Origin of the sequence: Pyxidicoccus xibeiensis, from assembly GCF_024198175.1 — a bacterium.
Classification (GTDB): domain Bacteria; phylum Myxococcota; class Myxococcia; order Myxococcales; family Myxococcaceae; genus Myxococcus; species Myxococcus xibeiensis.
Map to the genome: position 1 here is coordinate 117,721 of NZ_JAJVKV010000015.1, position 12,598 is coordinate 130,318.

Sequence of the window (12,598 nt, forward strand, 5' to 3'; positions counted from 1 at the left end):
TCACGACACCGAAGGTCGCGCGCAGGCCCCCTGCCCCACGAGCAGCCGGGCACACCGCCCGTTCCGCGCACCCCGCCTGCCGTGATAGCCAGTCACCGCCGCGCGCTCCGCTGAATGCGAAGCCCCGGCGGCCGTCGTGCTCCGAGCCGAAACGCTCGTGAAGCCCGGTCGCCTGCTCCACGAGAGCACGGGCAGCGGAAGCAACCAGAATAGCGCTCGCCCCCTCGGACGTTCTCGGCTGGCTCAATCCCCCTCAGGAGCCGACCCCCATGTCCACGCTGCGCAGCCTGAGCCTCATCGGACTCATGTCCGTGGGAGGCCTCGCCTGTAACGGGAGCTACAAGGAGCCCGCTCCGGCCACCGGTGCTCATCCCCTCCCCTCCCGCCCCGGAGTGCCCTCCATGCCCACTCCGGAGGAGCCCTCACCGCGGCCAGCGTCCGGGGAGCCGCCCATCGCGGAGCAGCCCGCGCCGACGCCGCCGCCCACGCCCCAGCCCGCGCCGCCGCCTGTCGAGGAGCCCGCGCCCCCGAAGTACACGCGCGAGTGGTTCGTCAGCCCCACCGGCAGCGACACCGCCCCGGGTACGCAGCACAAGCCGCTGCGCACCATCTCCAAGGCGCTCACCCTCGTGGGCCCGGGAGAAATCGTCCGCGTCCAGCAGGGCACCTACGCGGAGAAGCTGGAGCTCGACGCCAGCGTGCGCGCCGGCACCGCCACCGCCCCCATCACCCTGCGCGGCGAGGGCAAGCCGAAGCTGGTGCCCACCTCCAGCGGCTGGTTCATGGTGCGCGTGCAGCGGCCCCACTGGCTCATCGAAGGCTTCGAGTTCGACGTGCGCGGCCAGCGCCAGGTCGCCGTGACGTTCTCCGGCAACACCCAGGGCACGGTGCTCGCGCGCAACGACCTGCACCACGGCTCCTTCGGCAGCGGCATCAGCACCGATGCCGGCGCCACGGGCGTCACCATCCGGGACAACCACATCCACCACTTCGCGCGCGGCAGTGACGACTCGCATGGCGTGGTCATCGCCCCCACGTCGCGGGACATCACCGTGCGCGGCAACGACATCCACGACAACTCGGGTGACTCCGTGCAGTGCCTCGGGCCCGAGGGCTTCAGCAGCGCCACGCCCGCGAAGGGGGTCCTCATCGAGGGCAACCACCTGTACGACAACCGCGAGAATGCCGTGGACATCAAGACGTGCCACGACGTCATCGTGCGCGGCAACCGCATGCACGGCTTCGCGAAGTCCTCCACGTCCCGGGGCGAGGCCCTGGTGGTGCACTACTCCGCGAAGAACGTCACCGTGGAGGACAACGACATCTCGAACGCCGCGCTGGGCATCGCCGTGGGCGGCAACCGCGAGAATGCGCCGCCCACCAACGTCTCCATCCGCCGCAACCGCATCCACGGGCTGAAGACGCCCGAGGGCTCGGCCATCCGCATCGAGAACGGCGTGGACGTGCGCGTGCTGCACAACACCATCACCGGGACGAACGGCTTCGCGCTCGTGGTGGGCCATGGCACCGGTGGCGACTCCACCAACGTGGCGGTGCGCAACAACCTCATCGCCACCCGCAACGCGGTCAACCTGGGCTCCCACGCGCCCGGCCTGAAGCTGGAGTCCAACGTCTACCTGCCGGGCGCGGGCTTCGCGACGGGCAGCTTCTTCATCCCGCTGACCTCGTGGGTGGGCATCCCCCTCGCCACGTGGCAGGCCGCGGGCCGGGACGTCGGCTCGGTGGAGAGCGCCAGCGCGCTGGCGGACACCACCGACTTCACGCCCGGCCCGGGCGCACTGGACAGGGGCCTGGACCTGGGCCTGCCGTACTGCGGCGCCGCGCCGGACCTCGGCGCGGTGGAGGCCGACTGTCCCCAGCCCGCTGCCGCTGCTACCGCCGCTCGCACGGAGTGACAGCGCGCACCAGCCCGTTACCGGAGTCCGCCACGTAGAGGCGGCCGTCCGGCCCCACCGTCAGGCCGGCCGGGAGGACCAGCTCCGCGTCCTCCCCCGGCCCGTCGTCGTGGCCGTAGCGCCCGCTGCCCGCCATCGTCGTCACCGTCCGGGCATTGCCCTCGCCGTCGAAGAGGATGCGCCGCACGCGGTAGTTGCCCGGGTCCGACACCGCCAGCGAGCCATCCCTCAGCACGGCGATGCCCAGGTACGGGAGGAACTGCGCGTCCTTCGGCGTCCCGTCCCGGAAGCCCGGCGTGCTGCCCGCCACCGGCGACGTGACCCCGTCACGGATGCGCACCACGCGGGCCATGCCCGTCTCCACCACGTACAGCGTGCTTCCATCCGCCGACACCGCCACCGCGGACGGCCGGTACATCCACGCGCCCTGCAGCGTCGTCACCGGGTTGCCCGGCGCCACCAGGTCCACGCGGCGCACCACGCCGTTGTTCATGTCCGCCACCAGCAGCGCGGTGCCGTCCGGCGTGAGCGCCAGGCCCGCGGGCTGGTTGAAGGCCGCCTGCGTCCCGGGCCCGTCCTGCATGCCCGGCGTCGAGCCGGCGAAGACGACCGCGTTGCCCTCGGGGTCGACGCGGCGGATGACGTGGTTGTCCGTGTCCGCCACGTAGATGTTCCCCGCGGCGTCCGCGACGATGCCCATGGGCCCGTTCAGCCGCGTCAGCACCGTCTTCACGCTGCCGTCCGGCGCCACCCGCTTCACCGCGTTGGCCAGCGCATCCGCCACGGCCCACCCACCGTCCGGCAGCACCGCCACCGCGACGGGCGCGCCGAGCGCGTCCGCGGCCACGGAAGCCCCCGCGCCGACCCGCTGCCCGGGCCGCCCCGCCACCGTGTGCACCCCGGGCGAGAAGGGCCCCTGCGCCGTCACCATGTTCTTGCGCTGGAACTCCACCAGGTCCTCCGGCACCGGCCGCCCCAGCGCCCGGTAGAGGACGTTGGCGACGATGCGCCCGGCGCGCGGGTCCGCCATGTCCTCGGTGGCCAGCGTGCGCACGAAGTCGACGCCGCCCGCGGAGAACACGTACGCGCTCCCCTGCTTGCGGATGACCATGTGCCCGAAGCCATACGCACCCTGGAGCGACAGCCCCGGGGACTCGGCCAGCACCTCCACGTCCTCGGGCGCGCGGCCGTTGTCGACCACCTGGTCCAGCTCGTAGCCGTTGGCCATCCACAGGGTGTCACCGGCCTTCAGCCCCGTGCCCGCCAGCGCCCAGTGGTTGGGCGCGGAGATGACGGTGGGGAAGCCGAACTGGTGCCAGCGGCTGGAGAACTGCACGCCGAAGAGCGCGTTCTCCGGCCGGCCCACCGGCCCCTCGCGGAACTTCACCGTCCGCCGCGAGTCCCGGTGCGGGTCATTCGCGTGGCCCTTGTAACAGGTGATGACGCGGCGGGGCCGCCCGTCCGCGGCCGGGTCCATCCGCACGTGCCAGTAGGCCTGGTTCGCCCCCAGGTTGATGAGCGAGCGGCCCTCGGCCAGCGCGCGGTCCGCGTGGTCGCGGTTGCGCGTGGACCAGTACTCGTCGTGGCCCGAGAGGAAGAACGCCTTCGCCCCGGCCAGGAAGTCGTAGCTCGCGTCCAGGTCCTCGTTGGTGAAGTAGCCCACGTCCAGGCCCTGCGCCTCCAGCCACCGCACGAGGCTCAGGTCGTCGTTCAGCAGGTGCCCGCTGCCATGGCCGCGGGAGTTGGGCCGGTCATAGGACGCTTGGAAGGCGCGGGTGACGCCGTGCTCCTTCATCACCCGCTCCTTGTCGTCATACAGGCTGGTGCCACCCCACGTGTTGTACGCGGCCCACGTCGCGGTGGGCATGAGCACCGCCACCTCCGCGCGGGGATTCGCGTCCCGCACGACGAAGGGCACGTAGCGCTGGTGGTTGTCCGCGCGCACCAGCTTCACCAGGTACACGCCGCGGACCCAGTCCTCCTTGATGGGAATCTCCAGCGTGGGCGCCCACGCGCAGGCCACCACGCCCGTGGCCCGGTCCGCCGGGCACTCCGGCTGCCGGCCACCTCGCACCGGTCCGCCGCGCGCCACCTCGCGGGCACCCTTCCCCGCGTAGTGCCCCATCCGGTACACGAACCACTGGAAGTCCTTCACCTCGGACACCGACACCGCGACGCGCAGCGTCTCGCCGTGCTTCAGCGTGGTGTTCAGCGCGTAACCTTCGATTTCGCGGCTGTGCGCGGCGCGGCTGATCTGCCACGCCGTGGTCCCCGGGCGACGGTTCTCCTCGCGGATGGCGTCCGGGTTCCTTGGAGGCACCGGACCCGGCCCCGCGTCCGGCTCGCCCGGGTCCGTCCCGGCATCGGGCTCACCCGCATCGGTGCCCGCGTCGATGATGCCGGGGTGGTAGCCGCCGTCTCCGCCGTCATGCCCATCCTCGAGCGGAGGCGTGTCGTGGCGGTCGCCCATGTCCGGGCGCGGGGGCTCGGGGGCAGGCTCCTGACAGCCGCCCCATGCGACCAGGAGGGTCAGCCCCAATGCCACCCCCCACCACCGGCTTCCCCGTGCCATCCCGACCTCCACCCACGGTGTTCAGGGGCGGAGGGTAGTAACGAACCCCAGGGAGGGAAGTGTTGTGCCAACCCGGGATGACGGAGCTCAACATTTCTCCCCCCGAAGGCCCCAGGGAGGGAACCGGCCTACCCGCCGAGAAGCTCACGGTGCACCCGCGCCGTCAGCGGCTTCAGGTGGGCCTTGTCCACCAGCAACGTCAGCTGCAGGGGCGAGGTGTGCACGGCATGCACCCGCGCCCCCAGCTCCTCCGCCGCCGCCAGCGCCCTCCGCAGCGGCACCCAGTCCGCGTTGAGCCCCACGCCCACGGCGGTGACGGTGCCCTGGTCCTCCCGCCACGCCACCGCCTCGCCGAAGCGCGTGGCCAGGTCCTTGCGCAGCGCGTCCACCCCGTGGATGTCCGCCAGGGGCACGGCGATGGACGTGTGCCTCGCGCCTCCCTGCGGTCCGTCGAAGCCCAGCGTCCGGCCGCGCACCCCGCGCGCATCCAGGAACTCCAGCAGCTCCGCCAGCCGCACCTGCTCACCGGCGGAGAGCACCGCCATCTCCGCCTCGCAGGTGACGCCCTTCACCCGGCTGTCCGCCGGGCCCGACAGCTCCTGCACCGCCGTGCCGCTGCCCTGCCCGTGCGCGGTGCGCGCGAGGATGGCGATGCCGCGCGCCTTGGCCCACTCCACCGCCTGGGCGTTGAGCACCTTGGCGCCCGCGCTCGCCAGCTCCTGCATCTCGTCGTAGCTCAGCGCCTCCAGCTTGCGCGCGTCCGGCACCACGCGCGGGTCCGCGCTGAAGACGCCGTCCACGTCGGAGTAGATTTCACACGCCTCCGCGTCCAGCGCCGCCGCCAGCGCCACCGCCGTGGTGTCCGAGCCGCCGCGCCCCAGCGTCGTCACTTCCTTCTTGTAGGACACGCCCTGGTAGCCGGCGACGATGACCACCTTCCCCCGCGCCAGCTCGTCGTGGATGCGGTAGGGCCGCACCTCCACGATGCGCGCCTGCGAGTGCGCGTCGTTGGTGATGATGCCGCTCTGGCTGCCGGTGAAGCTGATGGCCGGCACGCCCATCTCCTGGAGCGCCATGGACAACAGCGCCATGGAGATGCGCTCGCCGCACGTCAGCAGCATGTCCAGCTCGCGCCGGGGCGGGTCCACCGACACGCCCTTGGCCAGCGCCAGCAGCTCGTCGGTGGTGTCGCCCATGGCGCTCACCACCACCACCACCTGGTAGCCCGCGTCGCGCTTGTCCTTCACCCGCAGCGCCACCTTGCGGATCTTCTCCACGTCGGCGACCGAGGAGCCGCCGTACTTCTGGACCACGATTGGCATGAACGCCTCCCTACCCCTGTTGGCGTGTCCGGGGAACCGCGCCGGAGCCATTCATGCAGGAGTCCGGCCAGCCGACCAAGTGTCCCCCGCCCCGGGTAGGACTCGCCTTGACAGCCCCGAGTCGGCTTTTATATTCGCGCGCCTTTTTCCGAGGCCGTCAGGCGATCACGCTCCACGGCCCCCGGCCCTTGGTTGATCGCTTCCTCACCGGAGCCTTCCCATGCCGATGATCGAGGTACAGCACCTCACCAAGCGCTACCGGGACCGCGTGGCGGTGGAGGACCTCACCTTCACCGTCGAGGAGGGAGAGATTCTCGGCTTCCTCGGCCCCAACGGCGCGGGCAAGTCCACCACCATGAAGATCCTCACCGGCTTCCTGCCCCCTTCGGAGGGCGTGGCGCGGGTGGGCGGCTTCGACGTCTTCGAGCAGCCGCTGGAGGTGAAGCGCCGCATCGGCTACCTGCCGGAGACGCCGCCGCTCTACCCGGAGATGACGGTGCGGGGGTACCTCAAGTTCGTCGCCTCGCTGAAGGGTCTGCCCGGCCGTGGCATCCGGGACGAGGTGGAGCGGGTGGCCGGCCTCACCGGCGTGGCGCACGTGCTGGACCGCGTCATCCAGAACCTCTCCAAGGGCTACAAGCAGCGCGTCGGCATCGCCCAGGCGCTGCTCGGCTCGCCGCCGGTGCTCATCCTGGACGAGCCCACGGAAGGGCTGGACCCCACGCAGCGCGCGGAGGTCCGCGCCCTCATCAAGGGGCTGGCCGGCAAGCACACCGTCATCCTCTCCACGCACATCCTCCCGGAGGTGACGATGACGTGCGAGAAGGTGCTCATCATCAACCAGGGGAAGATCGTCGCCTACGATGAGATCCGCAAGCTGGCCAGCCTCCACGGCCAGGCGGAGAGCGCGTCGCTGGAAGAGGTCTTCATCAAGCTGACCGCCGCCTGAGCGGCGCACCCGGAGGAACCATCCATGCGCACCGCCCTGGCGATTGCCCGCAAGGAGCTGTCCATCTACTTCACCACCCCGTGGGCCTACGCGGTCTTCACGGCGATGGTGGCGCTGTCGTCGTTCTTCTTCGTGGACCTGCTGCAGAAGTTCAAGCAGGTGCAGGACATGGCGCGGCTGATGGGGTGGGAGCAGCTGCCGCCCGACTACAACGTGTACCGCAACCTCACGGACGGAGTGGTGGTGCAGCTGTGGGGCACCATCCTCATCATCACCCTCTTCGTGGCGCCCTTCCTCTCCATGCGGCTGTTCGCCGAGGAGAAGCGCAACAAGACCTTCGAGCTCTTGATGACGGCGCCGGTGCGGCCCATCGAAATCGTGCTGGGCAAGTACCTGGGCGGCCTGGGCGTCATCTCCGCCACGCTGGGGCTCACCATCGTCTTCCCGCTGCTGCTGTCCGCGTTCGGCAAGGGTGAGTCCGGCGCCGCGCTGGAGTGGTCCACGGTGCTGCTGGGCTACGGCGGGCTCCTGGTGTGGGGGGCCACCTGCATGGCGGTGGGGCTGTTCATCTCCGCGCTGACGGAGAGCCAGATGCTGGCCGCGTTCCTGACGTTCACCGTGCTGCTGCCGTGGATGCTGCTGTCGGGCGTGGCGCAGTCGGTGGAGGAGCCGCTGCGCTCGGTGCTGGCGTACCTGTCCTTCGACGCGCAGTTGCAGAACATGCTCAAGGGGGTGATGGACATCCAGTCGATGGTGTTCTTCGCCTCGGTCATCGTCTTCTCCCTGCTGCTCACCCACCGCACGGTGGAAGCGCAGCGCTGGGCGTGAGGAGCCCCATGAGAGCGACCAACGTCGGAAAGGTGCTGGGTGCGTTCGGGCTGCTGCTGCTGCTGTCGAGCCCCTTCACCCTGTTCGTCACCTCGGGGAGCCTGGTGGCCAGCGGCCTGAAGGCGGGCGTGGGCCTGCTGCTGCTGGGCGCGTACTTCGCCACCAACTACAAGCAGTTCGGCCAGTTCGCCTCGCGCAAGTCGAGCTTCTTCTTCGCCAGCACGGTGCTCACCGCGCTGGTGGTGCTGGGCGGGCTGGTGGCGGTGAACTACATCGCCTTCAAGAAGAACAAGCGCTGGGATTTGACGAAGGAGAAGATCTACACGCTGGCGCCCCAGACGACGGCCACGCTGGCCGGGCTGACGGACAAGGTGCGCGCCATCGGCTTCATCCCGCCCACGCACACGTACTACGGGATGCTGGAGGAGCTGTTCCAGCGCTACCACACCGAGGCGCCGGAGAAGTTCGAGTACACCTTCAAGGACCCGCGCCGCAGCCCGGACCTGGCCGCGAAGTACCAGCTCAAGGACGGCCAGACGACGGTGGTGCTGGTGCGCGGCGAGGGCGCCAGCGAGTCGCACACCACGCTCAACACCCTGTCCGAGCTGGAGCTGACCAACGCGCTCATCAAGCTCAGCGCGGTGGGCACGCAGAAGGTCTACTTCGTCACCGGCCACGGTGAGTGGCCGCTGGAGAAGGGCCAGGCGTCGCCCACCGACCCGGGCGCCACCCTGTCCGAGCTGATTCAACAGCTCCGGCAGGAGGGCTACAGCCCGGAGACGTTGAACCTCGCCGGGATGCCCGACGTGCCCAAGGACGCCTCGCTGGTCGTCATCGCGGGGGCGCGGGCGCCGTTCGTGAAGCCGGAGGTGGAGGCGCTCCAGCGGTACCTGGCCGCGGGCGGGCGGATGCTCTACTTCGCGGACGCGGGCCTGGAGGACGGCCTGGACGCGCTGCTGGCCGAGTACGGCGTGCAGGTGGATGACGGCATCGCCGCGGACGCGCAGTTCAACAGCGGCAACCCCTACGTCGTGCTGTCGCCCTTCTACAGCGAGCACGAGATTGGCAAGCCGCTGCGGCAGCGCAACCTGAACGTGGAGCTGCCCACGCCGCGCAGCCTGTCCGCGCTGCGCGGAGGCGTGGCGCCGGGCGTGAAGGTGGAGCCGGTGGTGCTCACCTCGCAGTACGGCTGGGTGGAGACGAAGCCGGAGGAGAACGCCATGCCCTCCGACGGCGAGAAGACGGGCCAGCTCACGCTGGTGGTCGCCGCCACCCGAGACACGAAGGACGCGCAGGACAAGCGCTTCGACGAGGCGCGACTGGTGGTGGTGGGTGACTCGGAGCTGCTGCTGGACCCGAACTGGGGACACGAGCCCAACCGCAACCTGGTGATGAACTCGCTGGGGTGGGCGTCCAACCAGGTGGCGAAGATTACCTTCCGCCCGCCGGACCGCGAGACGTCCACCCTGGAGCTGGACGAGGCGACCATGGACGGCATCCGCTTCGTCTCCACGGACCTGCTGCCCCTGTCGCTGCTGGGCATGGGGCTGGCCATCTGGCTGGCGAGGCGCAACAAGTGACGCAGGCACGGAAGAACCTGGTGACGTTGCTGGCCCTCACCGCCGCGGCGGCGGGCCTGGGCCTCTACGCGTGGTACGGCGTGCGCGAGCCCGAGCAGCAGCAGGCCGCGCAGCAGCAGGCCTCCGAGCAGCTCTTCGCCGCCCACGAGGCGGGGGCGCGCGGAGAGGACGGCGGAGCCCCGCCGGCCCCCGTCTTCACGAAGCTCACGGTGAAGGCGACGAGCGGCACCACGGAGCTGGTGCGCGAGCAGGGCGGCGGCTGGAAGGTCACCGCGCCGGTGGCGGCCAGGGCGGAGCAGGCGGCGGTGGAGGCCATCGCCAGCACGCTGGGCTCGTCCCGGTTCAGCTCCGTCGTGGACGAGGCGCCCACGGACGCTGATCTGGAGAAGTACGGGCTGAAGACGCCGGTCTTCACGGTGACGGCGCAGGCGTACGTGCCAGACGCGAAGGGCGGCGGCGCGGACGACCCGGCGCGCCAGCGCACGGTGACGCTGCATGGCGGCATCGAGAACACCTTCGACGGCTCCGTGTACGTGCGCCGCGAGGGGGACCCGAAGGTGTACGCGGCGCCGGGTGCGGTGCGCTGGTCGCTGGACAAGGACACCTTCGCGCTGCGCGCCAAGGAGTTCCTCGGACCGCTCGTGGAGGCGTCGTTCCAGGGCATCGAGGTGAAGGCGAAGACGAATGCGTACCAGCTCGCGAGAGACCCGGGCGGCACGGGGTGGAGGCTGGTGAAGCCGGTGGCGGAGCGCGCGGACGAGGTGCGCGTGGCGGACCTGCTGACGGCGCTCAAGGACCAGCACGCGCTGTCCTTCCCGGTGGACTCGCCGGAGACGCGCAAGAAGCTGGGGCTGGAGGCGCCGGCGGTGGACGCGCGCTTCATCCCGGCCACGGGTGAGCCGGTGCGCGTGCGCCTGTCGAGGGTGACGGAGGACGGCGCCATCAAGGTGTACGCGCTGCGCGAGCAGGGCGCGCAGGCGCTGCTGGGCGAGGTGCCGGAGACCGCGCTGGCGGTGCTGGACGTGGGCGTGCCGGAGCTGAAGGACAAGCGGGTGCTGGCCTTCCGGCGCGAGGACGTGCGGCGCGTGGTGTTCCACCCGGGCGGCGGCGCGGAGCCCATCACCGTGGCCAGGGTGTCCGGCACGGACGGCGGCGCCGGCGCGTGGGAGGTGGAGTCACCGAAGCCCGGCAAGGCGCAGCACTTCAAGGTGGCGTCGCTGCTGGGCTCGCTGGACACGTACAAGGCCGTGGCCTTCGGCGAGCCGAAGCCGAAGAGCTGGGCGAAGTACGGCATCTCCGACGCGTCACGGGGCGCGGCGCTGCTGGGCGCCGACGGGAAGGAGCTGGCGCGGCTGTGGCTGGGCCATGAGGTGAAGGACAAGCCCGGCACGGTGTATGCGCGGGGCTCCAGCGCGGACGTGCTGGAGGTGTCCGCCACCTGGGTGGAGCTGCCCGCGAAGGTCGAGGACGTGCTGGAGGCCCCGCCCTCCCCTGCTGTCACGGACGGTGGGACCGACGCCACGGCGGCGCCGACTCCGTAGGGCCTCGAGGCCCCGCGCATCCTCGCGCGCCCCGCCCCGCGGCTCACATCCGCTCGGGCTCGATGATGCCGGAGAACGGCGCCCAGCTGTCCTCCATGGTGACGTAGTCGTCCGTCAGCTCCTCGCCCTGCTCGATGTCACGGAGGGCGAGCGTGTACTGCCGGGTCGGGTCGTTCCCGCAGTTCGGCTTGGGCGAGTGGTTCATGAAGCGCGCATGGTCTCCACACAGCACCAGCGTGCCCCGGTCGCTGTAGGCGTAGCGCGACAGGAAGGTCTTCATCACCGGGGGCATCTTCGCCACGTCTTCCGGGGTGAACCGCTGGTCCACGGGCGGGTCGAAGCCCCAGACCACGGTGCCCTTGGGAATGGGTTCGGCCGCGAACAGGCCCGTGCCATGGATGCCGGACTGAGCGATGAACGTCTTCACACGCAGCATGGTGGTGGATGTCCTCGACTCTTGCTTACTCCGATGCCCTGACATCATCCCGCCCACGCCTCGTGTCCACACGAAGTATTTACGCCGGGCGCCGAGCGGAAGTCCCCCTGTACGCTCGGGCCCAGGTGGGTAGACAGCTACCTCGCCAGGGACGCCCTCAGATAGCCGACCACCGAGTCCAGCCAGGCTCGCGCCGCCTCGGGGCGCAGCAGGGGCTGGGCGAAGCCCAGGTGGAGGTACAGCTCCTCCCGGTAGGTATACGCGTGCACGACCCACAGCGGCCCGTAGCCGCGGATGGCTGGCGTGAATTGAATCTCCCGGAGCGTCAGCGGGCCAAACGCGTCGGCCACCTGGAAGGTGCCCATGTTCGAGAACGAGAGCACCATGGCCGGCGGCTTCTCCTTCTCGAAGAAGCTCAGCCGCAGCTTCGCCAGGTGCGGGGTGGTGTAGTGCAGCTGGCTCGCGAGCGCGGCCTCGATGTTCGCCTTCGTCGCGCGCGCCAGGTCCCAGAACGTCCCGTTGCGCGCATCCACCGCGTTGACGAACATGCCCGTGCCGAACGCGAAGGCCAGGTTGGAGGGGTCCGCGAACTCCGACTGGATGGCGTTGCGGTAGCTCAGCGGAGAGAGCCAGGCGAGGTTCATCGGCCCCTCCCCCGGCAGGCCCTTGCGGATGGTGAGCAGCATGGCCGCCGCGAGCGCCGCGGTGATGGAGCTGCGCTCCTCACGAGCCCGCTCCACCAGTGGGGCCAGCACGTCCGCCGGCACCCGGAGGTCCTCGAAGCTGGACTGCTGCTCGTCCACCGGCGCGAAGTCCGTGATGGGCAGCGGCCGGGGCTTCTTCGTGAGCAGCGTCCCCATCATGTGCGCCATGAAGCGGGCCTTCTTCAGCGCCAGGGCCACCCCCTTGAGGGGCAGCAGCTCCGTCGTGGGCGGTGACACGGGGCGGGCCGGCACGGGCGCGGGCTCCCTCCCCGCCGCCAGCTCGCCGCACAGCTCCAGCAGCCGGCCGTAGACGCGCATCATCGCCGCGGCGTCCATGATGCCGTGGTGCGACTTGATGACCAGGTCGTGCAGCGGCGTGCCGGCGCCAGCCGGAATGTAGCTGACGCGCATCAGCCCCTCGGCCGAGTCCAGGGACGCGTTCAGCTCCTCGCGAATCACCGCGCGCCACTGCTCGGGCTCCGTGCGCTCCACCTGCCTGGCGGGGAGTCGCAGCGCGGGGTCCACCTCGTAGTGCAGGGCACCGTCCACGCTGGCGATGCGCGCCTGGAGCAGCGTGTGCTCCTGCTGGAGCAGCCGCAGCGCCCGCTGCACGAGCTCGAAGGTGAGCGGCCCTTCCAGCCGCAGGCACAGCTGCATCTGCAGGGCGCCGCTCAGCTTGCGGTTGTAGAACTCGAACTCCGCTTCGTTGGGGCTCAGCGCCCGGGCCACTGGCATGCGGATGCTCCACGG

At 70.7% G+C, this 12,598-nt stretch carries 9 protein-coding genes; 5 read left to right on the top strand and 4 right to left on the bottom strand.

The genetic code is table 11. The features are described 5' to 3' along the window. Positions 1–269 precede the first annotated feature (269 nt). The gene (locus LXT23_RS40825; RefSeq protein WP_253985880.1) at positions 270–1,916 is read left to right on the top strand and encodes a right-handed parallel beta-helix repeat-containing protein; all 1,647 of its coding nucleotides are present in this window, start codon (positions 270–272) and stop codon (positions 1,914–1,916) included. Here the strand turns inward: LXT23_RS40825 and LXT23_RS40830 are convergent. Beyond that, on the bottom strand, positions 1,894–4,488 hold the full coding sequence (locus LXT23_RS40830; protein ID WP_253985881.1) for a N,N-dimethylformamidase beta subunit family domain-containing protein: 2,595 nt from the start codon (positions 4,486–4,488) through the stop codon (positions 1,894–1,896). The two genes, LXT23_RS40825 and LXT23_RS40830, sit on opposite strands and share 23 nt — an antisense overlap. A gap of 128 nt (positions 4,489–4,616) precedes the next feature. Further along, on the bottom strand, positions 4,617–5,810 hold the full coding sequence (locus LXT23_RS40835) for an aspartate kinase (protein ID WP_253985882.1): 1,194 nt from the start codon (positions 5,808–5,810) through the stop codon (positions 4,617–4,619). A 226-nt stretch (positions 5,811–6,036) separates the two neighbouring features. Between LXT23_RS40835 and LXT23_RS40840 the strand changes: the two genes are divergently transcribed. From LXT23_RS40840 to LXT23_RS40855, 4 genes are read left to right on the top strand one after another with little or no spacing between them, the layout of a single operon-like run. Beyond that, positions 6,037–6,759 carry an ABC transporter ATP-binding protein gene (locus LXT23_RS40840; protein WP_253985990.1) on the top strand — a complete coding sequence of 241 codons (723 nt, stop codon included), beginning with the start codon at positions 6,037–6,039 and terminating at the stop codon, positions 6,757–6,759. Between the two features lie 24 nt (positions 6,760–6,783). Further along, the gene (locus LXT23_RS40845) at positions 6,784–7,587 is read left to right on the top strand and encodes an ABC transporter permease (RefSeq protein WP_253985883.1); all 804 of its coding nucleotides are present in this window, start codon (positions 6,784–6,786) and stop codon (positions 7,585–7,587) included. Between the two features lie 8 nt (positions 7,588–7,595). After that, positions 7,596–9,167, top strand: coding sequence for a GldG family protein (locus LXT23_RS40850; RefSeq protein WP_253985884.1), 1,572 nt, complete (start codon positions 7,596–7,598; stop codon positions 9,165–9,167). After that, positions 9,164–10,708, top strand: a complete 1,545-nt coding sequence (locus LXT23_RS40855; protein ID WP_253985885.1) for a DUF4340 domain-containing protein — start codon at positions 9,164–9,166, stop codon at positions 10,706–10,708. Before LXT23_RS40850 ends, LXT23_RS40855 begins: the two co-directional genes overlap by 4 nt. 43 nt (positions 10,709–10,751) lie before the next feature. Here the strand turns inward: LXT23_RS40855 and LXT23_RS40860 are convergent, their stop codons facing one another. Further along, positions 10,752–11,144, bottom strand: coding sequence for an SET domain-containing protein (locus tag LXT23_RS40860; RefSeq protein ID WP_253985886.1), 393 nt, complete (start codon positions 11,142–11,144; stop codon positions 10,752–10,754). A 137-nt stretch (positions 11,145–11,281) separates the two neighbouring features. Then, positions 11,282–12,583, bottom strand: a complete 1,302-nt coding sequence (locus LXT23_RS40865) for a phthiocerol/phthiodiolone dimycocerosyl transferase family protein (RefSeq protein WP_253985887.1) — start codon at positions 12,581–12,583, stop codon at positions 11,282–11,284. Positions 12,584–12,598 lie beyond the last annotated feature (15 nt).